The organism is Nonomuraea sp. NPDC004354 (assembly GCF_053602555.1).
This window is the reverse complement of sequence record NZ_JBSGDV010000003.1, coordinates 27,067-51,047: the sequence shown is the minus strand read 5'-3', so window position 1 is coordinate 51,047 and position 23,981 is coordinate 27,067. Positions and strand designations below refer to the sequence as shown.

21 protein-coding genes are annotated in these 23,981 nt (G+C 71.9%); 15 read left to right on the top strand and 6 right to left on the bottom strand.

Going from position 1 to position 23,981, the window contains the following annotated elements; translation table 11 throughout:
• Positions 1–69 precede the first annotated feature (69 nt).
• Genes ACWENQ_RS10960 through ACWENQ_RS10950 form a run of 3 tightly spaced genes read left to right on the top strand, consistent with a single transcriptional unit; the run spans position 70 to position 2,688 of the window.
• The gene (locus tag ACWENQ_RS10960) at positions 70–807 is read left to right on the top strand and encodes a LytR/AlgR family response regulator transcription factor (protein ID WP_354907502.1); all 738 of its coding nucleotides are present in this window, start codon (positions 70–72) and stop codon (positions 805–807) included.
• The gene (locus tag ACWENQ_RS10955) at positions 804–1,166 is read left to right on the top strand and encodes a hypothetical protein (protein WP_354907253.1); all 363 of its coding nucleotides are present in this window, start codon (positions 804–806) and stop codon (positions 1,164–1,166) included. Before ACWENQ_RS10960 ends, ACWENQ_RS10955 begins: the two co-directional genes overlap by 4 nt.
• 31 nt (positions 1,167–1,197) lie before the next feature.
• Positions 1,198–2,688 (top strand): sodium/solute symporter, encoded by a 1,491-nt coding sequence (locus ACWENQ_RS10950; RefSeq protein WP_452413866.1) that lies wholly within the window; start codon positions 1,198–1,200, stop codon positions 2,686–2,688.
• On the opposite strand, the gene ACWENQ_RS10945 is transcribed toward ACWENQ_RS10950, so the two are convergent.
• Positions 2,648–3,670: a LacI family DNA-binding transcriptional regulator gene (locus ACWENQ_RS10945; RefSeq protein ID WP_449927529.1), complete on the bottom strand. Its 1,023-nt coding sequence runs from the start codon at positions 3,668–3,670 to the stop codon at positions 2,648–2,650. The genes ACWENQ_RS10950 and ACWENQ_RS10945 overlap by 41 nt on opposite strands.
• A 10-nt stretch (positions 3,671–3,680) precedes the next feature.
• Here ACWENQ_RS10945 and ACWENQ_RS10940 point away from each other — a divergent pair, with 10 nt between their 5' ends.
• The 6 genes from ACWENQ_RS10940 to ACWENQ_RS10915 all read left to right on the top strand — a co-directional run bounded on the left by ACWENQ_RS10940 (position 3,681) and on the right by ACWENQ_RS10915 (position 9,936).
• A complete protein-coding gene (locus ACWENQ_RS10940) occupies positions 3,681–4,844 on the top strand; it encodes a trans-sulfuration enzyme family protein (RefSeq protein ID WP_452413864.1) in 1,164 nt (387 codons plus the stop codon).
• A gap of 30 nt (positions 4,845–4,874) precedes the next feature.
• A complete protein-coding gene (locus ACWENQ_RS10935) occupies positions 4,875–6,128 on the top strand; it encodes an ABC transporter substrate-binding protein (protein WP_452413862.1) in 1,254 nt (417 codons plus the stop codon).
• Positions 6,125–7,015, top strand: a complete 891-nt coding sequence (locus ACWENQ_RS10930; RefSeq protein ID WP_449927538.1) for a carbohydrate ABC transporter permease — start codon at positions 6,125–6,127, stop codon at positions 7,013–7,015. The genes ACWENQ_RS10935 and ACWENQ_RS10930 overlap by 4 nt, the downstream gene beginning before the upstream one ends.
• On the top strand, positions 7,012–7,833 hold the full coding sequence (locus tag ACWENQ_RS10925) for a carbohydrate ABC transporter permease (protein WP_449927541.1): 822 nt from the start codon (positions 7,012–7,014) through the stop codon (positions 7,831–7,833). The genes ACWENQ_RS10930 and ACWENQ_RS10925 overlap by 4 nt, the downstream gene beginning before the upstream one ends.
• A gap of 175 nt (positions 7,834–8,008) precedes the next feature.
• Positions 8,009–8,338 (top strand): DUF485 domain-containing protein, encoded by a 330-nt coding sequence (locus ACWENQ_RS10920; protein ID WP_449927544.1) that lies wholly within the window; start codon positions 8,009–8,011, stop codon positions 8,336–8,338.
• Complete coding sequence (locus tag ACWENQ_RS10915; RefSeq protein WP_452413861.1) at positions 8,335–9,936, top strand: solute symporter family protein; 1,602 nt, start codon at positions 8,335–8,337, stop codon at positions 9,934–9,936. Before ACWENQ_RS10920 ends, ACWENQ_RS10915 begins: the two co-directional genes overlap by 4 nt.
• A gap of 79 nt (positions 9,937–10,015) precedes the next feature.
• Here ACWENQ_RS10915 and ACWENQ_RS10910 read toward each other — a convergent pair whose 3' ends face one another.
• Entirely contained in the window at positions 10,016–10,942 is a 927-nt protein-coding gene (locus ACWENQ_RS10910) for an aldo/keto reductase (protein WP_354907244.1), read from the bottom strand.
• A 35-nt stretch (positions 10,943–10,977) separates the two neighbouring features.
• Between ACWENQ_RS10910 and ACWENQ_RS10905 the strand changes: the two genes are divergently transcribed.
• Positions 10,978–11,967 (top strand): alpha/beta hydrolase, encoded by a 990-nt coding sequence (locus ACWENQ_RS10905; RefSeq protein WP_452413859.1) that lies wholly within the window; start codon positions 10,978–10,980, stop codon positions 11,965–11,967.
• 94 nt (positions 11,968–12,061) lie between these two features.
• On the opposite strand, the gene ACWENQ_RS10900 is transcribed toward ACWENQ_RS10905, so the two are convergent.
• Positions 12,062–13,585 (bottom strand): MFS transporter, encoded by a 1,524-nt coding sequence (locus ACWENQ_RS10900; RefSeq protein WP_452413857.1) that lies wholly within the window; start codon positions 13,583–13,585, stop codon positions 12,062–12,064.
• A 246-nt stretch (positions 13,586–13,831) separates the two neighbouring features.
• Positions 13,832–14,389 (bottom strand): TetR/AcrR family transcriptional regulator, encoded by a 558-nt coding sequence (locus tag ACWENQ_RS10895; protein ID WP_449927556.1) that lies wholly within the window; start codon positions 14,387–14,389, stop codon positions 13,832–13,834.
• Between the two features lie 119 nt (positions 14,390–14,508).
• Here ACWENQ_RS10895 and ACWENQ_RS10890 point away from each other — a divergent pair, with 119 nt between their 5' ends.
• The 5 genes from ACWENQ_RS10890 (at position 14,509) to ACWENQ_RS10870 (ending at position 20,983) form a co-directional block, all read left to right on the top strand.
• Complete coding sequence (locus ACWENQ_RS10890; protein WP_354907239.1) at positions 14,509–15,102, top strand: TetR/AcrR family transcriptional regulator; 594 nt, start codon at positions 14,509–14,511, stop codon at positions 15,100–15,102.
• 139 nt (positions 15,103–15,241) lie between these two features.
• Positions 15,242–17,992: an AAA family ATPase gene (locus tag ACWENQ_RS10885; RefSeq protein ID WP_452413855.1), complete on the top strand. Its 2,751-nt coding sequence runs from the start codon at positions 15,242–15,244 to the stop codon at positions 17,990–17,992.
• Between the two features lie 37 nt (positions 17,993–18,029).
• Complete coding sequence (locus tag ACWENQ_RS10880; protein ID WP_452413854.1) at positions 18,030–19,004, top strand: alpha/beta hydrolase; 975 nt, start codon at positions 18,030–18,032, stop codon at positions 19,002–19,004.
• A gap of 89 nt (positions 19,005–19,093) precedes the next feature.
• Positions 19,094–20,050, top strand: a complete 957-nt coding sequence (locus ACWENQ_RS10875) for an alpha/beta hydrolase (protein ID WP_452413852.1) — start codon at positions 19,094–19,096, stop codon at positions 20,048–20,050.
• A gap of 210 nt (positions 20,051–20,260) precedes the next feature.
• Complete coding sequence (locus ACWENQ_RS10870; protein ID WP_449927569.1) at positions 20,261–20,983, top strand: alpha/beta fold hydrolase; 723 nt, start codon at positions 20,261–20,263, stop codon at positions 20,981–20,983.
• Positions 20,984–21,262: 279 nt separating this feature from the next.
• Here the strand turns inward: ACWENQ_RS10870 and ACWENQ_RS10865 are convergent, their stop codons facing one another.
• Together ACWENQ_RS10865 and ACWENQ_RS10860 are read right to left on the bottom strand one after the other, a co-directional pair.
• Positions 21,263–22,711: a WS/DGAT/MGAT family O-acyltransferase gene (locus ACWENQ_RS10865; RefSeq protein WP_452413850.1), complete on the bottom strand. Its 1,449-nt coding sequence runs from the start codon at positions 22,709–22,711 to the stop codon at positions 21,263–21,265.
• Positions 22,712–22,862: 151 nt separating this feature from the next.
• On the bottom strand, positions 22,863–23,918 hold the full coding sequence (locus tag ACWENQ_RS10860) for a sulfite oxidase (RefSeq protein ID WP_452413848.1): 1,056 nt from the start codon (positions 23,916–23,918) through the stop codon (positions 22,863–22,865).
• Positions 23,919–23,981: the final 63 nt, after the last annotated feature.

The following is a 23,981-nucleotide window of genomic DNA, read 5'->3' as shown; positions in this document are numbered from 1 at the left end:
TGATCGGGTCGTGACAGGCTTGACGCCTGATGTCTGTTTCATCACTCTCAAATGACCGGAGGGAGAGCCGTGAACGGGCTGCGGGTGCTGGCGGTGGACGATGAGCTCCCCGCGCTCGAGGACCTGGCGTACCTGCTGCGCGCCGATCCCCGGATCGGCGAGGTCGCCACGGCGCGCGACGGGGCGGCGGCGCTGCGGCTGCTCGACCGGGCCATGGCCGAGGGCAGGCCGATCGAGGCGGTCTTCCTCGACATCAGGATGCGCGGGCTGGACGGGGTGGTCCTGGGCAGGCTGCTGTCGCGCTTCGCCGACCCGCCCCGGGTGGTGTTCGTGACCGCCTACGAGGAGCACGCGGTCGACGCCTTCGAGATCAAGGCCGAGGACTACCTGCTCAAGCCGGTCCGCCCGGAACGGCTCGCCGAGGCGATCAGGCGGGTGTGCGTCTCGTCCGACGTTCCCGCCGAGAACGCCGAGTACGACACGATCCCCGTCGAGCTGGGCGGGGTGACCAGGTTCGTCTCCACCGCCGACGTGGTCTACGTGGAGGCGCACGGCGACTACGCCCGCCTGCACACCTCCGGCGGCAGCCATCTGGTGCGCATCCCGCTGGCCACGCTGGAGGAACGGTGGGCCTCCTCGGGCTTCGTCCGCGTGCACCGCAGCCACCTGGTCGCCGTCAAGCACATCGAGGAACTGCACATCGACTCGGGCCGGTGCACCGTCAGGGTGGGCGAGACCGAGATCCCCGTCAGCCGCCGCCACACGCGCGAGCTGCGCGACCTGCTGCTGCGGAAGGCGAAGCGATGAAGGGCCGCGTCACCGTCACCAGCCCGCGCACCGCCGCCGCCCGCCGTCCCCGCTACCCGGCCAGCAGGGAGATCGACGAGCAGACCCGCCTCGGCGAGGTCTACATGCGCTCGCTGCTGCGCACGCAGTTCAGGCTCGCCCTGTTCGTCTGCACGGTGCTGGCCTGCGTGGTGCTCGGCCTGCCGCTGCTGTTCCTGCTGGTGCCCGAGCTGCGCGCGGCCGAGCTGGCCGGCGTGCCGCTGCCGTGGGCGGTGCTGGCGGGGCTGATCTATCCGCTGTTCGTCGCGGGGGCCTGGCTCTACGTACGGCAGGCCGAACGCAACGAGCGCCACTTCGAAGACCTGGTCGAGCGGCAGTGAACGGCGCGTCCGCGGGGCGGGTGACGGTCGGGTGAGCCTCGCGGCCGTCGGCCTGGTGATGGCCGCGGCGATCCTCATCGGGGCGTTCGGGCTGCGGCTCTCGCGCACGACCTCCGACTTCTACGTCGCCTCCCGCACCGTGACCCCGCTGTGGAACGCCTCGGCCATCGGCGGGGAGTACCTGTCGGCCGCCTCCTTCCTCGGCATCGCGGGCCTCATCCTCACCCACGGCGCCGACATGCTGTGGCTGCCGGTCGGCTGGACCGGCGGATACCTGGTGCTGCTGGTCCTGGTCTCCGCGCCGCTGCGCCGCTCGGGCGCCTACACGCTGCCCGACTTCGCCGAGTCGAGGCTGGAGTCGATGGCCGTGCGCAGGACCGCCGGCGTGCTGGTGGTGCTGATCGGCTGGCTCTACCTGATGCCGCAGTTCCAGAGCGCGGGCATCGTGCTGCGGGCCATCACCGGCGCGCCGGGCTGGGTGGGCGGGCTGCTGGTCGCGGTGGTCGTGGCGGTGAACGTGCTGTCGGGCGGGATGCGGTCGATCACCTTCGTCCAGGCCTTCCAGTACTGGCTGAAGCTGACCGCGCTCGCGCTCCCGCTGGTGTTCCTGCTGCTGGCCTGGCGCTCGGGCGGCGCGCCAGGACTGCCGGCGCACGACGCGGCCCACTGGCAGCTGCCGCTGGCCGGCGCCAAGGAGTACGGGCTGTACTCCACCTACTCGCTGATCCTGGCGACGTTCCTCGGCACGATGGGGCTGCCGCACGTGCTGGTGCGCTTCTACACCAACCCTGACGGGCGGGCGGCGCGCCGTACGACGCTGGTGGTGCTGTCGCTGCTGGGCGCCTTCTACCTGCTGCCGGCGCTCTACGGGTGGCTGGGCCGGATCTACGCGCCCGACCTGGCCGGCACGGACGCGGTGGTGCTGACGCTGCCGTCGCGGATGATCGGCGGCACGCTCGGCGACCTGCTGACGGCGCTGGTCACCGCGGGCGCGTTCGCGGCGTTCCTGTCGACGTCGTCGGGGCTGACGGTGTCGGTGGCGGGCGTGATCGCGCAGGACCTGCTCGGCGGCGGCGCGGTGCGCGCCTTCCGCCTGGCGACGCTGCTGGCGGTGACGGTGCCGCTGGGCCTGGCGGTGTGGGCCAGGGCCCTGCCGGTGGCCGACGTGGTGGGGCTGGCCTTCGCCGTGGCGGCCTCCTCGTTCTGCCCCCTGCTGGTGCTGGGCATCTGGTGGCGCCGCCTGTCGTCGACGGGCGCGCTGGCGGGGCTGCTGGTGGGCGGCGGCCTGGCGTGCGCGGCGGTGATGGCGCAGATCACCGGCGGCCCCTTCGACGGTCTCGTGGGCGCGCTGCTGGCCCAGCCCGCGGCCTGGACGGTGCCGATCGCCTTCGTGGTGATGATCGCCGTGTCGTTCCTCACCCCGCACCACGTGCCCCCGGGCGTGGCCCGCACCATGGTGCGGCTGCACACGCCCGAGACCCTCAACCTGGACCGCGGTGACTGGCGTCCGCGCTCGTCCTGACGGGCAGCTCGCCCGAGCCGCGCACCACCAGCTCGACCGGCACCCGCACCTGCTGCGGTGGCCCGCCGCCCAGCAGCAGGTCCACGGCGGTACGGCCGAGCAGACCGGTGTCGTACCGCACCACGGTCACTCCGGGGTCGAAGACGTCGGCCAGGGCGAAGTCGTCGAACCCCACGAAGGCCGGCCTGTCGGGCCGCCGCCGCAGCGCCTGCAGGATGCCGATCGCCGCCCTGTTGTTGGTGGCGAAGAAGGCCGTGGGCGGGTCGGGCAGCGCCAGCAGCCGGTCCACCTCGCGCGCGGCCCGCCAGGGGTCGAACACGCCGCGCGTCACCAGCCGCTCGTCGAGCGTGCCGAGCGCCTCGCGGTAGCCGCGCGCCCGGTCGTGCACCGAGCTGACCGTCTCGTCGTCGGAGATGAGGGCGATCCTGCGGTGCCCGCGCGCCATCAAGTGCTCGGTGGCCAGGCGCCCGCCCGTGAAGTCGTCGAGCAGCACCGCGCCGGAGTGGGGGACGCCCGGCGGCAGCCGGTCGACGAACACCGCGCGCAGCCCGCCGGCGACCAGCTCGCCGAGCCAGTCGTGCCGGCCGGCCGACGGCACGAGGATGAGCGAGTCGACGCCGCGCGCGAACATCGACTCCACCAGCATCCGCTCGCGCTCGGGCCGTTCCTCGTAGGAGCCGAAGACCACCAGCGCCTCGTGCTCGGCCGCCGCGCTCTCCACCGCCGCGGCCAGGTGGGAGTAGAACTGGTTGGAGATGTTCTCCATCACCAGGCCGATCGTGAGCATCGCCGCGCCCCTGGCCAGGCGGCTGGCCGCCTCGTTACGGCGGAAGCCGAGCGCGTTGATGGCCTCCTGCACCCTGCGCTGGAGCGTGGCGCTGACGTGCGGCTCCTGGTTGACCACCCGGGAGACGGTCTTCAGGCTCACCCCCGCGTGCCGGGCCACGTCGGCCATGGTGGGCGGCTTGCGCCCCTCTGTCATAGTGTCCCCCATGAACGATGACTGGATCTGCGGCAGGCTGGGCGAGGACGCGCCGTGGACGCTCGGCGCCGTCAATCCCCCGATCTACGAGAACTCCCTGTTCACCTTCGAGACGGTCGGCGACCTGGCCGAGGCGATCAAGGACGAGGACGAGCGCTACGTCTACTGGCGGGGCACCAACCCGACCGTCGATCTCGCGCAGCGCAAGCTGGCCGCGCTGGAACGAGCCGAGCGGGCCAAGTGCTTCGGCTCGGGGATGGGCGCGATCTCGGCGACCATCTCGTCGCTGGTGTCGGCAGGCGACCACGTGCTGGTGCTCGGCGCGATCTACGGGCCGACCACGCAGTTCCTGCGCTACCTGGAGAAGTTCGGCGTCACGCACACACACGTCGGCGACCCCGCTGGTCTTGACAGCGCTATCAGAGAGAACACGCGAGTACTCTACTTCGAGTCGCCGTCCTACATGAGCTACCGGCTGGTGGACATCGCGGAGGTGACCCGGTGGGCCGCGGGCCACGGGCTGGTCTCCGTCATGGACAACACCTGGTCGACGCCGCTGTTCCAGAAGCCGCTGACCATGGGCGTCGACCTGGTGATCCACTCGTTGTCGAAGTACGTGGGCGGCCACAGCGACCTGGTCGGCGGGGTGGTGGCCGGCTCCGCCGAGCTGATCAGGCCGATCGCGCTGACGGAGTACCAGCTGTACGGCGCGGCCATGTCGCCGCACGACGCGGCCAAGGTGATCAAGGGGTTGCGCACGCTCCCCGTGCGGATGGCCGCCCACCAGGAGCGCGGCCTGGCCGTGGCGGCCTTCCTGGACAAGCACGAGGCGGTGCGGGCCGTCCACCATCCGGGCCTGCCCTCCCATCCCGACAACGAGCTGGCGGCGCGGCAGATGTCGGGCTTCTCCAGCGTCTTCGGCTTCGAGGTCGACAGCGACGACCGGCGGGCGGTGGCGGCCTTCCTGGACGGGCTCAGGGCCTTCAGGATCGGCGTGTCGTGGGGCGGGTTCGAGAGCCTGGTCATCGCGCCCGCGCTGACCATCGAGGAGTCGGTGCGCGCCACCATGGGCATCCCCGTCGGGCTGGTGCGCCTGTCGGTGGGTCTGGAGCCGGCCGACACACTCATCGAGGATCTGGCTCTAGCGCTGGAGGGGGTTGTGCCCCTAGCTTGAGTGACAGCGCTGTCACCCAGGAGGCACCCCATGAAATCCCCCCTCCTCGCGGCCCTGGCCGCCGCCACTCTGACGATCGCCGCGTGCGGTTCGGACTCCTCGTCCGATGGCGGCGGCACGGTCAGGCTCCGCATGATCGAGAGCCTGACCAGCCCCGACAGGACCAAGCTGATCAAGGGTCTGCTCGCCGAGTTCGAGAAGGCCAACCCCGGTGTGGAGGTGGAGCTTGTCTCGCCGCCCTTGGACAGTGCGGACCAGAAGATCACCCAGATCCTGCAGACCAAGAAGGACCTGGACGTGCTGGAAGTGCGCGACCACACGGTCAAGTCCTTCTCCAACAACGGCTGGCTGGCCGAACTGCCCACCACCCAGTGGGTGGGCTGGACCGACCTGACCGAGCTGGCCAGGAAGAAGGCCGTGGAGGTGGGCGGCAAGCCGTACCTCATCCCCTACGGCTTCTACCAGCGGGCGCTGTTCTACCGCACCGACTGGGGCATGACCAAGCCGCCGGCCACCTGGGAGGAGCTCTACCAGGAGGGCAGGAAGATGACCACCGGCGAGCGGTACGGCTACTCCTTCCGGGGCGGCAAGGGCGGCGCCGACTACGCCGTCCAGATGATCAGCGCCTATAACGGCGAGGCGCTGGACCCGCAGAAGTCCTTCTACCTGAAGGACAAGAAGACGATCTTCTCCACGCCCGAGGCCGCCCAGGCCATGGAACTGTTCGTGAAGATATTCAAGGAGGCCTCGCCGCCCGACTCGGTCGCCTGGGGCTACCCGGAGATGGTGCAGGGCTTCACCTCGGGCGTGACCGGCATGCTGATCCAGGACCCCGAGGTGATCAAGACGGTGGAGGAGAGCGGGCAGACGGCCTGGTCGACCGCGCCGATCCCCAAGGGCCCCACCGGCTACGCCTTCCAGCCCGTCGGCTACGCCGGATGGGGCGTCACCTCCTTCAGCGCCCATCGGGCCGAGGCGGTCAAGCTGGTGCAGTTCCTGTCGGAGGCCAAGCAGAGCATCGCCTTCGCCAAGGGCAACTCGCTGATCCCGATCTCGGTCTCCGCGCAGCAGGACCCGCAGTTCTCCCAGGGCGCCTGGAAGGCCTACCTGGAGGCGCAGCAGGACCCCAAGCAGGTGATCACGATCAGGCCGGTCGACTCGCCCGGATGGAGCCAGTTCCTCGTCGACTCCGACCGTGACGTGCAGGCGCTGCTGACCGGTAAGAAGAGCGTGGCCGACGTGCTGAAGGGCTGGGACGCGTTCTGGGCGGGTCAGGCTTCGTGAGCCGTCCCGCCTTCACCACCCGCAAGGCAGGGCTGATCGCGCTCTGCCTGCTGCCCGGAGTCGTCTTCGTCGCGCTCTTCACCTACTACCCGATGGTGCGCGGCAGCGTCATCGCCTTCCAGCGCTACAACCTGTTCGACCTGACCTCGACCCCGTTCGTCGGGCTGGACAACTTCAGGGCCGTGCTGGCCGAGGACAGGTTCTGGACGGCGCTGCGCAACACCGGCACGTGGGTCGCCGTCTCGCTGTTCTTCCAGTTCTTCCTCGGCTTCGCGCTGGCCCTCCTGCTGCGCCGCCAGTTCCGCGGCAGGGGGCTCTACCAGGCGTGGGTGTTCTTCCCCTGGGCGATGTCGGGGTTCCTGATCGGGCTGCTGTGGCGGTGGATGTTCAACGGCCAGTTCGGGGTGATCAACGACCTGCTGCTGCGGACCGGGATCATCGACACCCGCATCGGCTTCCTGTCCACGCCCGGCTGGGCCATGACGTCGGTGATCGTCGCCAACGTCTGGTACGGCGTGACGTTCTTCGCGATCATGATCATGGCGGCGCTCCAGTCGGTGCCGCGCGAGCTGTACGAGGCGGCCGCCGTGGACGGGGCCTCCAGGCTGCGGCAGTTCTGGCACGTGACGCTGACGCACATCCGCCCGACGCTGGCGCTGATCGTGCTGCTGCGGGTGATCTGGATCCTGAACTTCCCCGACCTCATCTACTCGATGACCGGCGGCGGCCCCGCGGGCTCGACGGACATCGTGACGACCTTCCTGATCCAGCAGGTCATGGGGGGCGACTACGGCAGGGCCGGCGCGGTCGGCTTCCTGGTCCTCGGCCTCCTGCTGGCTTTCAGCGTCTTCTACCTCAACGCCACCCGCTTCGAGAGGTCACGATGATCGCGCGGCGCGCCGCCAAGGCGATCGTGCTGGGAGCCTGGCTCCTGATCACGGTCTTCCCGCTCTACTGGGTCGTCGTCACCTCGCTCAAGCCCAAGAGCGAGATCTTCTCGATGCCGCTGCGGTACTGGCCGGGGGAGCCCACCCTGGAGCACTACGCCGAGCTGTTCTCCTTCGCCGACTTCGGCCGCTACCTGGCCAACAGCCTGGTGGTCGCGCTGGTGTCGGCGGCGGTGGTGACCGTCATCGGCGTGTTCGGCGGCTACGTGCTGGCCCGCTTCGACTTCCCCGGCAGGGGCGCGCTCATGCTGGCCTTCCTGGTCACGCAGATGATCCCGCTGTTCATCGCGCTGGGCCCGCTCTACCTCCTGATGTCGGACCTGGGGCTGCTCAACCGGCTGCCGGGGCTGATGGTCGTCTACGTCGCCATGCTGGTGCCGTTCTGCACGATCATCATGCGCGGCTTCCACGAGCGGGTGCCCGCGGCGCTGGAGGAGGCGGCGCAGGTGGACGGCGCGTCCAGGCTGCAGGCGATGGCGCGGGTGATCATCCCGGTGATACTGCCCGGCGTGGCGGCCACCTTCATCTTCGCCTTCGTCCAGGTGTGGAACGAGCTGTTCCTGGCGATCACGTTCATCGACAGCGAGGACGCCAAGACCGTCCCCGTCGCCATGAACTCCTTTATCACCCAGTACGACATCGACTGGGGTGCGATGGCGGCGGCCACCGTGGTGTCGGTGATCCCGACGCTGGTGCTGTTCGCCGCGATCCGCCGCTACATCGTCGAAGGGCTCACCGCGGGCGCGGTGAAGGGCTGACGGAGCGGGCACGCGACCGCTCAACCCGCAAATCAGACCTTTCACCGCAAGTGGCCGCCAGTTGGCCGCCGCGGCGGCGCGCCTCGCCGAACGGCCGGACTCGCCCCCTCCACGAACGGTAGCTTCCCCTCTTACCTTGTGCGTGATCCGCATCACACCCGGAGGGCGTCGAGCCGTGACTACCAGAGAACATGACACATCGGTCTACGAACAGATGCAGGCCAGCGGTGAGTTCCAGGAGCTGAGGCGGCGCTTCAGGGCGTGGACCTTCCCCATGACGGTGGCGTTCCTGGCGTGGTACCTGCTGTACGTGGTGCTGTCGGCCTGGGCGCGCGACTTCATGGGCATGAAGCTCTTCGGCAACGTCAACGTCGCGTTGATCTTCGGTCTGCTCCAGTTCGTCTCCACGTTCTGGATCGCGTGGGCCTACGCCAAGCATGCGGAGAGGAAGCTCGACCCCATCGCCGACAAGCTCCGCCACGAGGTCGAGGAGAAGATCCAGTGAACCTCTCCGCCATCCTGTTCCTCACCTTCGTCGTCGTCACGCTGGGCATCACCTTCTGGGCCAGCCGCCAGACCAAGACCGCCGCCGACTACTACGCCGGCGGCCGGTCCTTCAGCGGCTTCCAGAACGGCCTGGCCATCGGCGGCGACTACATGTCGGCCGCCTCCTTCCTCGGCATCGCGGGCATCATCGCCCTGTCGGGCTACGACGGCTTCCTCTACTCGATCGGCTTCCTGGTGGCGTGGCTGGTCGCGCTGCTGCTGGTGGCCGAGCTCATGCGCAACTCGGGCAAGTTCACCATGGCCGACGTGCTGGCCTTCAGGATGAGCCCTCGCCCGGTGCGCACCGCGGCGGGCGTGTCCACCATCGTGGTCAGCATCTTCTACCTGCTGGCCCAGATGGTGGGCGCGGGCGCGCTGGTCGGCCTGCTGCTCGACATCCACTCGCCCCAGGGCAAGGTCTGGACGATCATCGGCGTCGGCGTTCTGATGATCATCTACGTGGTGGTCGGCGGCATGAAGGGCACCACCTGGGTCCAGATCGTCAAGGCCGTCCTGCTCATGGGCGGCGCGGCCCTGGTCACGCTGCTGGTGCTCGGCAAGTTCGGCTTCAACCTGTCGGCGCTGCTCGGCGACGCGGCCGCGCAGAGCGGCAAGGGTGACGCCTTCCTGAACGGAGGTGGCAAGTACGCCACCGACGCCCAGGGCCTGGCCGGCAAGATCGACCTGATCAGCCTCGGCCTCGCACTCGTCCTGGGCACCGCGGGCCTGCCGCACATCCTCATCCGCTTCTACACCGTCCCGACCGCCAAGGACGCCCGCAAGTCGGTCCTGTGGGGCATCGGCATCATCGGCACCTTCTACCTGCTCACCCTCGTTCTCGGCTTCGGCGCCGCCGCCATCGTCGGCAGCAAGGCCATCGCGGCGGGCGACAAGGCGGGCAACACCGCCGCCCCGATGCTCGCCGAGCGGATCGGGCAGGCCATCTTCGGCCCCGTCGGCGGCACCATCCTGCTCGCCCTCATCGGCGCCGTGGCCTTCGCCACCATCCTCGCGGTGGTCGCGGGCCTGACGCTCGCCTCCTCCTCCAGCTTCGCCCACGACCTGTACGCCCACGTGTTCAAGCACGGCAAGGCGACCGAGCGTGAGGAGGTCGTGGTGGCCCGGCTGTCGGCGTTCGTCATCGGCGCCATCGCCATCGGCCTCGGCATCCTGGCCCAGGGACAGAACGTCGCCTTCCTGGTCGCCCTCGCCTTCGCGGTGGCCGCCTCGGGCAACCTGCCGGCGATCCTCTACAGCCTGTTCTGGAAGAGGTTCAACACGGCCGGCGCGGTCTCGGCCATCTACGGCGGCCTGATCTCCGCCCTCATCCTGGTGATCTTCTCGCCGGTGGTGTCGGGTTCGGCGACCGCGCTGTTCAAGGACGCGAACTTCGCCTGGTTCCCGCTGTCGAACCCGGGCATCATCTCGATCCCGCTCGGCTTCTTCTTCGGCTGGCTCGGCACCGTACTGAGCAAGGAGTACAACGCCGCCAAGTACGCCGAGATCGAGGTCCGCTCCCTGACCGGCGTCGGTGCCGAGAAGGCCGTCCAGCACTGACCCTCCCGCCGCCAGGGCCCGGCTCCTCAGGGAGCCGGGCCCTCCGTCATGCGGGCGGCCGCGGTACGGCCGGCGCGCTTCAGCGGGAGGCCGCGTCCAGCAGGGCCAGTTCCTCGCCGCTCAGCCGCAGTTCGACGGCGTCCAGCAGCGGCTTGAGCTGGGCCGCCTCCCGCACGCCTGCCAGCGGAGCGGCGACGGTCGGCTGCGCGAGCAGCCAGGCCAGCGCCACCGACGCCTGCTCGACGCCCCGGCCGGCGGCCACGGTGGCCAGCGCCTCCAGCACGCGCGGTCCCCGCTCGGTGTTCAGGTACTCCCCGGCCCTCTCGGCGCGCGGGCTGTCGACGACCGCCCCGGGCGTGTACTTGCCGGTCAGGAAGCCACGGGCCAGGCCCGCCCACGGCGTGCTCGACAGGCCCTCGCGCGCCACGACGTCGCGCAGCTCGCCCTCGTAGCCGCGCTCCACGAGGTTGTAGTGCTGCTGCAGCGCCACGTACCGGGCCAGCCCCTCCTCGTCGGAGACGCGCAGCGCCTCGGCCAGGCGGGGCGCCTCGTAGTTGGACGCGCCGAGGTAGCGCACCTTGCCCTCGCGCACCAGCGCGTCGAAGGCGGCCAGCGTGTCGGCCAGCGGGGTGTCACGGTCGTCGACGTGCGCCCAGTACAGGTCGATGCGGTCGGTGCGCAGGCGGCGCAGCGAGTTCTCGACGGCGGTGCGGACGGTGGCGGGCGACAGGCCCTGGAAACCGGCCAGCATGCCCACCTTCGTGGCCAGCACGATCGAGTCGCGGTTGCCGCGCTCGGCCATCCACTCGCCGATGATGATCTCCGACGTGGGCTCGCCCGTCGCCCAGCTCGGATACACGTCCGCGGTGTCGATGAAGTTGCCGCCCGCCGCCACGTAGGCGTCGAGGATCGCGAAGGACGCCTCCCGGTCGGCGGTCCAGCCGAAGGTGTTGGTGCCCAGGCAAAGAGGGAACACGGACAGGGCCGTGGTGCTGATCGTTCTCACCGGGCTATTATGCGCGGGTCTCATAAGGAGGCCGGATGGCGGGCCGGGTCATGGTGGCGGGCGGCCTGATCGTCCTTGCCGTCCTGACCGTCGTGGTCGCGGCGGGCGTGCTCCTCGGCGGTGCCCGGCGACCACCCGAACGGCCGCCGCCGAGAACGCCCGCCGTACCGGAGGCCTCCGCCGGGATCGGCAGGGTCACCGAGCAGCGGCTCGACGAGCGGCGCATGGAGCTGACGATCGAGTCCACGGCGCTGGAGGCCACCACCAGGGTCCGGCTGCTGCTGCCCGAGGGCTGGTCGCGCGACGCCGACCGCACCTGGCCGGCGCTGTGGCTGCTGCACGGCGGCCTCGACAGCTACACCTCGTGGACCGCCAGGACCGACGTCGACCGGCTGACCAGGGACACCGGCGTCATCGTGGTCATGCCCGACGGCGGCAGGTGCGGCAGCTACTCCGACTGGTGGAACGGCGGCGCGGGCGGCGCCCCCCGCTGGGCCACCTACCACCTGAAGGAGCTGCTGCCGTTGCTGGAGTCCCGCTACCGCGCGGGCAAGCAGCGCGCCATCGCCGGGTACTCGATGGGCGGGCAGGGCGCGATGCTGTACGCCGCCTCGGGCCACTTCCAGGCGGCGGCCTCCTTCAGCGGCGCCGTCCACATCCTGGAGCAGGGAGTGCCGCAGGCGGTGATGGCGGGCACCACGGTCGGCTGCTTCGGCACCGACTGGAAGCGGATCTGGGGCGACCCCGACGCCCAGCGCGACATCTGGCGCGCGCACAACCCCTACGACCAGGCCGGCAGGCTCAGGGGCGTGACGCTGTACGTCGCCTCGGGCACGGCGGAGTTCTGGCAGGACCCCGCCGAGCACCTGGCGGGCAAGGCGGCCAAGGCGTTCGCCGCCCGGCTCGACGAGCTCGGCATCCCCGCGCGGACGCACTTCTATCCGGGCAGGCACGATCACGCGCACTGGCAGCGGGAACTGCACCGTGCCTTCCCGCTGCTGATGCGCGCTATCGGCGCTCGCTGAGCCCCTGTCGCTCGCCGTGTCCCCGCCGGTCGCCGTGTCTGTGTCGCCTGCCGTGTCCCTGCCGCTCGGCGGGCCCCGGCTGCTCGCCGTCTCCTCACCGCTCGGCGGGCTCCTGCCGCCGGCCGGACTCCTGGGGACCCGGCTCGGCGTGGTCGGTGAGGGCGAGCGCGCGGGGCGTGAGCCACCACACCACGACCCCGGCCACCAGCATCAGCGCGGCTCCCGCGGCGCCCGTGACCGCGAGCGAGTCGGTGAAGGCGGCCTGCGCCTGGCGCGCCAGCGCCGCCCCCGCGGCGCCCGCCTCGCGCGCCACCTCCAGCGCGCCGCCCAGTGACTCCTGTACGGCATGCGCGGGCAGGCCGTCGGGCACCACCAGATGGGCCCGGTAGACGGCCGCCGCGACGCTGCCGAGCACGGCCACACCCAGCGCGGCGCCCAGCTCGTAGCTGGTCTCCTCGATCGCGGCGGCGCTGCCCGCCTTCTCCGGCGGCGCCCCCGCCATGATCACCGCCGAGGCGATGGCGAGCGACCCCATGCCCGCGCCCACCAGCAGCAGCGACAGCGCGACGGGGCCGTAGCCGAGCGGGCTCGGCGCCACGAAGAGAACCAGGAAGCCCACCCCGGCCACCAGCAGGCCGCCCGCCAGCACCGTCCGCGCGCCGATCCTGGCCGCCAGCGCGGGCGCCAGCGGCGACATCACGAACGCGCCGACGGCCGTCGGCAGCATGCGCACGCCGGTCTCCAACGGCGAGTAGCCCATGACGAGCTGCATCCACTGCGCGAGCAGCAGCATCATCGCGGCCATCGCGATCGAGGTGGTCAGCGCGGCCACCGTACCCGCGCCGAACGACGGGCTGCCGAACAACCGGATCTCCAGCAGCGGGTCCCTCCTGGTCAGGCAGCGTCGCACGAACCAGGCCAGCGTCACCGCGGACGCCGTGAGCGCGATCCATCCCACGGGCTGCCCGGCGTGCTTGATGCCGTAGACGAGCGCGACCATGCCGACGATCGACAGCAGCGTGCCCAGGGCGTCCCAGCGTCCGGGGCGCGGGTTGCGCGACTCGGGCAGCAGGATCAGCCCCGCCAGGATCGCCAGGGCCATCACCGGGACGTTCACCAGGAACGCCGCGTGCCAGCTGAACGCCTCCAGCAGCAGCCCGCCGAGGATGGGGCCGAGCGCGCCGCCCAGCGCCGCCATCGCCGACCAGACGCCGAGAGCGGTGGCCCGTTCCTTGGGGTCGGTGAAGACGGTGCGGATCATCGACAGCGTCGACGGCATGATCATCGCGCCGCCCACGCCGAGCAGGGCCCGGACCGCGATCAGCCCGGCGCCGCTGTCCACCAGCACCACCGCGACCGACGCCGTCCCGAACAGCGCGAACCCGCTGATCAGCATCCGCTTGCGGCCCCACCGGTCGCCGAGGGCGCTGACCGTGACCAGCAGCCCTGACACGGCCAGGGAGTAGGCGTCGACCATCCACAGCAGCTCGATCGCGCCGGGGCGCAGCTCCTCGGAGATGGCCGGCAGCGCCACGTTGAGGATCGTCAGGTCCATGACGACGAGCAACAGGCTCGCCGACAGGACGGCCAGCGCCGCCCAGCGGCGTTTGGTGGTCATCGGGCTGTTCCTTTCAGCCGGTCCGGTGGTCGCAGGGTCTCGCGTCGGCCGGGGGACAGGCCGTTGCCCGCCGGGGTCGTTGCCCGCCGGGGCGGTGGCCCGCCCGGGACCCGTTGCCCGCAGGTCCCGGGCGGAGCCGGTCCGCTGGCCGGCCGGTCCCGGGGAAGCCGGTCGCCCGACCCGGGGGAGCCGGTCCGCTGGCCGGCCGGTCCCGGGGAAGCCGGTCGCCCGACCCGGGGGAGCCGGTCAGCCGGCCCCGCGGAAGAAGGTCTCGACCAGCAGCGCCGGCATGTCCCTGCGGGCCACGTCGCCCCTGCGCAGGCTCTCCCGCGCGCCGACGAGCAGGCCGTACCAGGCGTTGCTGATCCAGCGCACCGGCAGCCCGGCGCGCAGGACGCCGGCCCGCTGGGCGGCGGCGAAGAGCGCGATCTCGCGATCCTCCAGCTCGTCGGCGCGGCGCAGCAGGCCGGGGTTGACGCTCATGGCGTGGTCGGTCAGCGCGAACCCGTGCTCGTCGGCCACGTCGACCAGCGCGGTGAGCAGGTCGCTCAGGGTGCCGCGCAGGCGGTCGGGGTCGCTCTCGGCCGCCGCGGCGGTGATGCCGACGGAGTCCTGCGCCGCCTCCCAGCACGCCAGTGCCCGGCTGCCCAGGGCGACCAGGAGGTCGTCACGGCTGGAGAAGTGCCGGTGCAGGGTCGCCCTGCTGACGCCCGCGGCCTCGGCCAGGTCGGCCATGGAGGCGGTGGGCCTGGTGTTGAGGTGGTGGATCGCCGCCGTGACGATCTGCTCCTCGGTCACCGCCATCGTACGCCTCCGTCTCGTTTGCGACACCAATGTCTCAAACGCTACACCATCTCGTCAAAAACGGTGATCTCCCCTTGGCGGCAGGGCTCGCGCGGCGGGGCCTTGGTTATGTTCGGGCTGTGCACGAGACCTCCTCGCCGCCTGACGCGGCACCCATCCACCAGGCCATCGACGCAAGCGACTCGAGGACGCGGATTCTGGACGCGGCGGAGGAACTGTTCGCGGGCGGCGGCTACGCGGCCACGCCGACCTCGTTGATCGCCAAGCTGGCGCAGGTGCCGAAGGGCCTGCTGTTCCACTACTTCCCGCGCAAGATCGACGTCCTGGTGGCGCTGGTGGACGAGCGGACGCTGGTGGAGGAGGTGAAGGAGGTCGACGCCGTCCCCGGCGATCCGGCCCGCACGCTGTCGAAGCTCGCCCGGCGGCTTCCGCTGCGCGCCTCACCGGCGATGCGCCGCATCCTGTTCAGGGAGGCAGACACGCACGGGTCGGTGCGCGAGCGGCTCGGGAGGCTGAACGGCGAGCTGATCGGCCGGGCCAGGTTCGCCCTGGAGCTGGCGCTTCCCGGCAGCCGAGGCGACAGGGCGCGGCTGGAGGTCGCGGCGGCGACGTTCGCGGCGGTGCTGCTCTACCAGGAGAACCTCTGCCAGCTGACCGGCCACCAGATCGATCCGGACGCCGTCGCCGAACTCATCGCCCACTCCCTGGTCTGAACCCCCGCCACCCCGTCCCTGCCCCGCCGTGCGGACACCGCCAGTGTGACTTTGTGGCGTTTTGTCCGAGATGATGGCGGTTCGGGCACGCGGACGCGCCCGGTCACACGAAACGGGGGCAGCACAGGTGGGACAGCGGATGACGCTGGTGGGCCGGCGGGCCGAGATCGCTCGGCTCGTCAACACGATCGACGCCGGGCGCAGCGCGGCCGCTGCCATGCTGCTGCTCGGCGAGGCAGGCACGGGCAAGACGGCGCTGCTGGAGGTAGCGGCCGAGCACGCGCGAGACGCCGGCACCCTCGTGCTCGCCGCACGGGGATGCGAGGCGGAGGCGGAGCAGTCGTTCGCCTCGCTGCACCAGCTGCTCGTGCCGCTGCTGCCCAGGGCAGGGGATCTGCCCGCGCACCAGCGGGAGGCGCTGGAGACCGCCTTCGGGATCGTCCCCGCCACCCGGCCGCACGACCCGATGGTGCTCAGGGTCGGCGTGCTGGGTCTCCTGGCCGGGGTGGCCCTAGAACGGCCGGTCCTGCTGGTCGTCGACGACGTCCAGCACTTCGACCGCGACTCCCTCGACGTCCTCGCCTTCGTGATGCGGCGGCTCGGTACCGAGCCCGTGACGGTGCTGCTCGGCGCGCGCGGGCACACCCGGCCGGACGGCCTGGCCGCCGACCTGCCCACTCTCGCGCTGGCGCCGCTGAGCCGCCAGGCGTCGGCGCGGCTGCTGGACGCCCAGCCGGAGCCGCCCACCGGACGGGGCCGCATCGACCTGCTCGACCAGGCCGCCGGCAACCCGCTGGCCATCATCGAGCTGTGCCACGCCGTACGGGCCGGGCACGCGTGGCCGGGCGGCGGGCTCCCGCAGTCGCAGCGCATCCAGGAGATGTTCGCCGCGCGGCTGCGCGCGCTGCCGGCGGCAACCCAGCGGCTCGTCCTCTACGCCGCCGCCTCCGAGCACGGCGACCTGGACACGATCATGGCGGCGGCCGGGTCCGGCCAGGACCTCGGACCGTGGGCGCCGGCCGAGGAGGCGGGGCTCATCGTCATCGCCGACGGCCGGGTCGCGTTCCGTCACCCGCTCGTGCGCGCGGGGTCCTACTACAGCGCCCCCGCGCATCAGCGGCAGCGGGTGCACACGGACCTCGCGGCCGTCCTGGGCGCCGATCCCGGGCGCCGCGCCTGGCACCTGGCCTTCGCGTGCCAGGGACACGACGAGTCCGTCGCGGCGGCGCTGGAGGACAGCGCGGAGCTCGCCGAGCGGCGCGGCGGCCTCTTCGCGGCCGCGCGGGCGCTGGAGCGCGCGGCCGAGTGCAGCCCAGCGACAGAGGACCGCGCGCGACGGTACGCCAAGGCGATCAGGGTCATGAACAACGCGGGCGACTCCTCGTGGGTCCGCGAGCTCTATGAGAAGGTCACGGCCCTGACGCGGGACCCCGACCTGCTCGGCATGGCCGCCGGTTGCGCCGGCATGGCGCTGTCGCTGCTGGGCCGCCAGCGGGAGGCGTTCCGGCTGCTGATGCAGCCGTTCGAGCGCGACCGGCCCACGGACGGCAGGACGGCGCTCGCCGTGGCGTCGGCGCTGGTGGCGGTCGCGTTCCAGTCCGGGCTGCCGGAGGTGCGGCGGGTGCTGGCGCACCTGCTCGACGGGGTCGAGGCCGGGCCGGACGAGTCGCCCTACGCGGAGCTGGCGGAGGCCGCGAGCTTCGACGCGGTGCGCGCCGTGGTCCAGGCCGCGGTCGACCCGGTCGCCATCGCCCCCGTCATGGCGCAGCGGCTCGGCCGGCGCAATCCGCCGCCGGCGTCGACGGGCGTGGTGGAGGCGACCCGGCTGCACGGGCTCGGGGGGATCAGCTACTGGGCCGACGAATCGGACATGTGCGTCGCGTCCTTCCGCCAGGCGTTCGCCATGTACCGCGCGTTCGGCGCCATGGGCGTGACCGCGCAGTCCCTCACGCCGATGGCCTCGGTACTGATCGACACCGGCCGCTGGGCGGAGGCCGACGAACTGCTCGCGGAGGCGGCGACGCTCGCGACCGTCCACAAGTGGCGGCACGTCGAGATCGACGTCGAGGCGCTGCGCGTCACGCTGCGCGCCCTGCGCGGCCGGCCCACCGGCGGCATGCCGGAGGACCCTGAGTGGACGGCCGTCGCCCTGGAGGAGAACCGCGCCACCCACGCCCGGCTGCTGCACGCCGCCGGGACGGCGGCCGCCGCGGCGGGCGACTTCGACGGCGCGTGCCGCCACTTCCGGCAGCTGTTCGGGACGGACGGCGCGCCGCTGCACTACTTCCTGTCGCCCCGCTCGATCACCGACCTCGCCGCCGCCGCCCAGCGGATCGGCCGCCAGGAGGAGGTGGCGCCGATCATCGACGTGGTGCGCGAGGCCGCCGGCCCCCAGCCGACCACCCGCATGACGCTGCTGCTGCACCACGCCGCGGCCCTCGCCGGTGACCCGGAGCAGGCCGAACGCGACTTCCGGCTGGCCGTCGTCAACCCCGCCGGTGACGAATGGCCGCTGGCCCGAGCCAGGGCCCGGCTGCACTACGCCCAGTGGCTGCGGCGCAAGCGGCGCCCCCTGGAGGCCCGCGGGCTGCTCACCGTGGCGCTGGAGGCGTTCACCCGGCTCGGCGCGTCCGGCCTCGCCGACGAGACGCGCGGAGAGCTGCGGGCCGCGGGCGCCGCCGCCACGCCCGCCGACCCCGATCCGCTGTCCGAGCTGACCGCCCAGCAGCAGCAGATCGTCCGGCTGGCCGCGCGCGGGCTGCGCAACCGGGAGATCGCCGAGCAGCTCATGCTGTCCCCGCGCACGATCAGCTCGCACCTGTACCAGGTGTATCCGAAACTGGGTGTGAGCAGCCGCCACCAGCTGCGCGACTTCTTCGACGACCTGTGATCGACCTTCGCAGCCGTGACGAACGAGAGGTGAGCCCGTGGGATCCGCTTCCGAGGATCGTCGCGTCGTCCTCGATCCGCTGGTGCAGCGGCTCGTGGACGCGTCGTCCGCGCCGCCGTACCTGCACCAGCTGGGGCCGGTGGACGGCCGGCAGGCGCTGCTGGAGAGCCAGGGACACCCGCGCGACGACTTCGGGGTGGAGGTCGAGTTCCGCGTCGCGCCGGTCGGGCCGTCCGGGCTCGTCGGCTTCTGGGTGTTCCGGCCGGTACGGCCGGCCGGGCACCTGCCGGCGGTCCTCTACGTCCACGGCGGCCGGTGGATGCTCGGTGACGCCCAGACGCACGCGCGGCTGATCTGCGAGCTGGCCGAGCGCAGCGAAGCGGCGTTCGTCGTGCCCGAGTACAGCCGCACCCCGGAGGCGCGATACCCGGTGGCCGTCGAGGAGTCCTACGCCCTGCTGACCTGGGTGGCCGAGCACGCCGGCGGCCTGGGGCTGGACGGGCGGAGGCTGGCGGTCGCCGGTGACTGCGCGGGCGCCACCATGGCGACGGCGCTGACGATGCTCGCCAAGCGACGCGGCGGGCCCCGGCTGCGGGCGCAGGTGCTGTACTACCCGCTCGTCGACCCGCGCGCGGACACCTCCTCGCGGCGGGTGTTCGCCTCCGGTTACCTGCTGACGCGGGAGGCGCTGGAGTGGTACTGGGAACAGTACCTGGACGATCCCCGGGACGCCGCCGAGCCCACCGCCTCGCCACTGCGGGCGAGCATCGAGGCGCTCGCGGGCCTGCCGCCGGCGTTGATCGTCACCGCCGAGGCCGACGTGGTGCGGGACGAGGGCGAGCTGTACGCGCGGCGGCTCCTGGCGGCCGGCGTACGGGTGACGGCGGTGCGCTACCAGGGAACGGTGCACGACTTCGTGTCGCTGAACGCCGTGCGGGACAGCCCGTCGGCGCGTACAGCGGTCCGGCAGGGCGGCACCTTCCTGCGGGAGGCCCTGGGGACGGGGCGCTGAGCCCTGGTGGAGCCGCTCGGCGGCCTCATCCGAAAAGGACAGTCAACATACTGATGCGTCCCGCATGAAGGATCGACAGGCTGAGCTTCATGCACGACATCAAGCCCGTCCTCGAGGACGCCGCGCAGGCGTTCGTCGAGGCGACCAAGAACCCGCCGTTCCTCTACGACCTCGGCCCGGTCGAGGGACGTAAGGCCGTGGACTCCGTCCAGGACGGCGACGTCCCCGTGCCGGACGCCGACATCGAGGACCTGACCATCCCCGGCGGGCCCTCGGGGGAGGTCTCGATCCGCGTTTTCCGCCCGGCCGGCGCCCAAGGCGTCCTCCCCGTGGTCCTCTACATCCACGGCGCGGGCTGGGTGTTCGGCAACGCCCACACCCACAACCGGCTCGTGCGGGAGCTCACCACCCGCGCGGGGGCCGCGACGGTGTTCGTCAACTACAGCCTCTCGCCCGAGGCGAAGTACCCCACCGCGATCGAGGAGATCTACGCCACGCTGGTGTGGATCGCCGAGCACGGCGCCGAGCACGACCTCGACCCCACCCGGATCGCGGTCGCGGGCGACTCGGTCGGTGGCAACATGACCGCGGCCACCACTCTCATGGCCAAGCGGCGCAACGGCCCCAGGTTGGCCGCGCAGCTGCTGTTCTACCCGGTCACCGACGCGAACTTCGACACCGGCTCCTACGAGCAGTTCCAGTCGGGATACTTCCTCAGCCGCGACGGCATGAAGTGGTTCTGGGACCAGTACACGACCTCGCCCGAGGAGCGCGCCGAGATCACCGCCTCGCCGCTGCGGGCCTCCCTGGAGGACCTGGCAGGGCTGCCGCCCGCGCTGGTGATCGTGGCCGAGGCCGACGTGCTGCGCGACGAGGGCGAGGCGTACGCCGCCAAGCTCCGCGCGGCGGGCGTGCCGGTGACGGCGGTGCGCTACCAGGGGATCATCCACGACTTCGTGATGGTCAACGCGATGCGCGACACGCACGCGGCGACGTCGGCGACCCGCCAGGCGGGCGAGTTCCTCCGCGACGCCCTGCACCCCTGACCTCTCCGCTTCGTACGGCTCGCGTCCGCGCGGGCCGTGCGCCCCTGACCTGTCCGCTTCGTACGGCTCGCGTCCGCGCGGGCCGTGCGCCCCTGAACGGCGTGCGACGCCGCACGCCGGCGCGTTCCTGACGGCCTGCGCCCCCCGTGCCGCACCGGCCTCGGCCGGCGCGCGGCTCCGCGTGCCGTACAGCACAGAAAGGAAACCTTCATGGCAAGCACCACCCCCACCGTCGTCCTCGTGCACGGCGCGTTCGCCGACTCCTCCAGCTGGTCGGGCGTGATCGCCGAGCTGCAGGCGCAGGGCGTCCCCGTCGTCGCCCCGCCCAACCCGCTGCGCGGGCTGGCCGCCGACGCCGCGTACATCGCCTCCGTGGCCGCCCAGATCGAGGGGCCGGTCATCCTGGTCGGCCACTCGTACGGCGGCGCGCTCATCACCGTCGCCGGCGTGACCGAGAACGTCGTCGGCCTCGTCTACATCGCCGCGTACGTCCTCGAAGAAGGCGAGAGCCTCGGCGAGCTGCAGGGCCGCTTCCCGGCCTCGCCGCTGGTCGCCAACCTGCGGCAGGCCACCTATCCGGTCGCGGGTGGCGACCCGGCGGTCGAGGTCACCATCACCCCGGAGGCCTTCCCCGAGATCTTCGCCGCCGACGTCCCGGCCGAGGCGACGAAGGTGCTCGCGGTGACCCAGCGCCCGCTGGCCGCCGGCGCCTTCGCCGAGACCGCCTCGGCGGCGGCGTGGAAGACCAAGCCCTCCTGGGCGCTGGTCGCCTCCGCCGACCAGGCGATCAACCCCGAGGTCGAGCGGTACGGCGCCAAGCGCGCGGGTGCGACGATCGTCGAGGTCGAGGGCGCGTCGCATGCCGTCGCGGTCTCCCGACCGCGAGAGGTGGCCGCCATCATCCTCGACGCCGTCCGCGGCACCTCGGCCTGACACGACCCAGGCCGGCCCCGCCTGCCCGACGGGAGCCTGGCCGGCCCGGCCCTGTCTGACGCGAATCCCGCCGGCCCGGCCCTGTCTGACGCGAATCCCGCCGGCCCGGCCCTGTCTGACGCGAATCCCGCCGGCCCGGCCCTGTCTGACGCGAACCCCGCCGGCCCCGGCCGGCCTGACGCGAACCCGGCCTCGCGCGGCGCCCCGCCGCGCGCTGGTTCGACCGTGACCTTCACGCGCCGCCGTACGGGGAGGCGGGTCGTGCCGCCGAGGTGACGGTCACACCGGGGCGAGGTCGCGGGTGAGCGCGGTGAGCTCGTCCATCGCCGTCCGCAGGTGGTGCATCAGCCGCCACGCGTCGTCCACCCGGTTCGGGCAGGCGACGACGCCGAAGTCGAGCGCCCCGTCGTAGGAGAAGCAGGTGATGTTGACCCCGCCGCTGACATCGGTCAGCACCGACACCGGGTAGTACGACAGGACCCGCCCTCCGCACAGGTACAGCGGGAACTGCGGCCCCGGCACGTTGCTGATGATCAGGTTGATCGGCGGGCGCGCCACCGAGGCGAGCTTGAACACCGTCGGCGTCAGGGCCGAGATCGGCGCGGGCAGCATCGCGCACAGCTCGTTCAGCCAGCTCGCCGGTGACATCGCGAACCTGCGCTTGGCCGTGCGCATGGTCTCGCCCGTCTCGAGCAGTCGCTCGCGCGGGTCGGCGACGTGGGTCGGCAGCGGCGTGATCATGGCGGAGATCTGGTTGCGCGCGCAGTCGCGCCCCGCCGTCCGCACGGCCACCGGCACCGCGGCGATCAACGGCTGGCCGGGCAGCGCGCCATGCTCGTCCAGCCACGCCCGCAGCGCCGAGGCGCAGATCGCCATCACCACGTCGTTGACGCTCAGGCCGAAGCTCTTGGCGACCTGCTTGACCTCCTTCAACGGCACCGAGCCGAAGGCGAAGTGGCGCTCGCCGCTGATGGGGCCGTTCAGCGGGGTGCGCGGCGCCGACAGCGACGGCAGTTCGGGGCGCGGCCGGTCGTCGCCCGTGACGAACCTGGCGGCCCTGGCGATCAGCCGGGAACCCGGCAGCGTCGCGACGACGGGGATCGCGTCGAGGTCGCCCGCGGCTCTGGCCAGCGAGCGCACCGCCTTGACCGGATGGGCGGCGGTCCGTACGGCGGCGCCCGCCAGCATGTCGAGCAGCCGTGGCGCCGGAGGTGGCGGGCACGAGGGCGGCTCGACCGTGCGCGGCTCGGGGGAGAGGTCGAGCAGCGCGGCCAGCGTCTCGGCGCCGGACACGCCGTCGATGGCGGCGTGGTGGACCTTGGTGTAGACGGCGACCCTGCCATCGGCCAGCCCGGTGATCAGGTGCATCTCCCACAGCGGATGCTCGCGGTCGAGATGGCGCATGTGGAGCGCGGCGACGGTCTCGGCCAGCTCGGCGTCGCCGCCCGGCGCGGGCAGCTCCACCTCGAACAGGTGGTTGTCGATGGAGAAGCCGGGGTCGGGCGCCCAGTAGGGCAGGTCCAGCCCGAACGGCACGCCGGTCACCCGCAGGCTCAGCGCCGGCGACAGGTGCAGCCGCTCCAGCAGCAGCTCCGCCAGGCCCGCACGAGTGATCGCACCCGACGGAGCGCAGCTGGGGTCGAGGATCGCCACCCCCGCCACGTGCGCGGCGGTCGTCGCGGACTCGGCACTCAGGAACTGCGCGTCGAGCGCGGTCAGCTGCGTCATCGGGCCTCCCTCTGCACGATGCGTCCATCGTGCCTCTTCAGGATTTCAGGAACGTTTCCGCAAAAGTCTTCCAGATGAATTCCATGACGCAGACCAGCGATTGTCCGGAGCTTTATGACCTCCCAGCTCAGGTAATGGAAGTGACATTTACCTATCCTCTGGTCACCAGAATAGGGTGCCGGACGACCGCGTCGAAGTGGTAGCCGAAGGGGTGCCAGGACCGCTGGAGGGGCTGGCAGGCGCCGCTGTCGTCGCGGGCTCTGGCGAGCAGGGCGTGCGGGCCCTCCTCTCGCGGCGTCCAGGCGATCCGCCAGGGCAGCCAGGCGTCGTCCTGCAGGCCGCGCCGCTCGGCGGCATGCCAGGTCAGGCCGTTGTCGGCGCTCACCTCGACATGCGTGACCCGGCCGGTGCCCGACCACGACCTGCCGTACAGGACGTGGCGCACGCCGGCCTTGAGTATGGCCGGCCACGGCAGCTCGAACGCGCTTTTCACGGTCATGGTCGTGACCCCTGGGTAAAAAAGAGTGTTCCACGGCGTGAACAACTCCTTGGTCGACACCTCCAGGTCGCCGAGCCATTTGACGGAGGCGATTCCGGCCCAGCCGGGAACGATGAGACGGGCGGGGAAACCGTGGTCGGGAGGGAGGGGCGCGCCGTTCATCTCGTAGGCCACGAGGACGTCGTCGAGCGCCTTTTCCACGGGCAGCGGGCGGCGCACGTGGCCGAGGTTCACGCCCTCGTGCACGAACGGCTGGTCGAGACCCGTCGCCAGCACGTCGACCGCGCCGGCGCGCAGGCCCGCCAGCTCCAGCAGGTGCCCGAGCGTCACGCCCTTCCACCGGGCGACGCCGACCGCGCCCAGGCCCCACTGCATGCCGGGGGCGGCCTGGCGCTGCTGGGTGCTGTAGAAGCGGCGGCCGTTGCCCGCGCACTCCAGCGCGATGTCCCTGGTGCGGGACGGCATGGCGCGCAGCTGGTCGTAGCCGATCAGCAGGTGGCGGCGCAGGCCGCCGCCGTGCAGGCGCAGCCGCCAGGAGGCGGCGTCCACGCGCGGCGTGGAGGTGTGGTTGCGGACGAAGAAGCGGTCGGTGGGGGTGTGGTAACCCTGGCCCGCCATCGCTTCCCAGCGCGTCTCGGCACTGCCATCGTGGAGGGTGAACAGGTGAGCCGGCAGGGGTTTGACGATGGTGTCGGTGGCTAGCCTCATGGTTCCACTAATTCCCTACCTATTAACCATCCAATCCTCCGTGCGCGCACCTCGTCAGGGTCA

Bases quoted from the DNA above. Each gene is read 5' to 3' on its own strand.
- ACWENQ_RS10955 (WP_354907253.1), top strand. From the start codon at position 804: ATGAAGGGCCGCGTCACCGTCACCAGCCCGCGCACCGCCGCCGCCCGC.
- ACWENQ_RS10900 (WP_452413857.1), bottom strand. From the start codon at position 13,585: ATGACCACCAAACGCCGCTGGGCGGCGCTGGCCGTCCTGTCGGCGAGC.
- ACWENQ_RS10875 (WP_452413852.1), top strand. From the start codon at position 19,094: ATGCACGACATCAAGCCCGTCCTCGAGGACGCCGCGCAGGCGTTCGTC.
- ACWENQ_RS10925 (WP_449927541.1), top strand. From the start codon at position 7,012: ATGATCGCGCGGCGCGCCGCCAAGGCGATCGTGCTGGGAGCCTGGCTC.
- ACWENQ_RS10870 (WP_449927569.1), top strand. From the start codon at position 20,261: ATGGCAAGCACCACCCCCACCGTCGTCCTCGTGCACGGCGCGTTCGCC.
- ACWENQ_RS10865 (WP_452413850.1), bottom strand. From the start codon at position 22,711: ATGACGCAGCTGACCGCGCTCGACGCGCAGTTCCTGAGTGCCGAGTCC.
- ACWENQ_RS10885 (WP_452413855.1), top strand. From the start codon at position 15,242: ATGACGCTGGTGGGCCGGCGGGCCGAGATCGCTCGGCTCGTCAACACG.
- ACWENQ_RS10935 (WP_452413862.1), top strand. From the start codon at position 4,875: ATGAAATCCCCCCTCCTCGCGGCCCTGGCCGCCGCCACTCTGACGATC.
- ACWENQ_RS10860 (WP_452413848.1), bottom strand. From the start codon at position 23,918: ATGAGGCTAGCCACCGACACCATCGTCAAACCCCTGCCGGCTCACCTG.
- ACWENQ_RS10940 (WP_452413864.1), top strand. From the start codon at position 3,681: ATGAACGATGACTGGATCTGCGGCAGGCTGGGCGAGGACGCGCCGTGG.
- ACWENQ_RS10905 (WP_452413859.1), top strand. From the start codon at position 10,978: ATGGCGGGCCGGGTCATGGTGGCGGGCGGCCTGATCGTCCTTGCCGTC.
- ACWENQ_RS10945 (WP_449927529.1), bottom strand. From the start codon at position 3,670: ATGACAGAGGGGCGCAAGCCGCCCACCATGGCCGACGTGGCCCGGCAC.
- ACWENQ_RS10895 (WP_449927556.1), bottom strand. From the start codon at position 14,389: ATGGCGGTGACCGAGGAGCAGATCGTCACGGCGGCGATCCACCACCTC.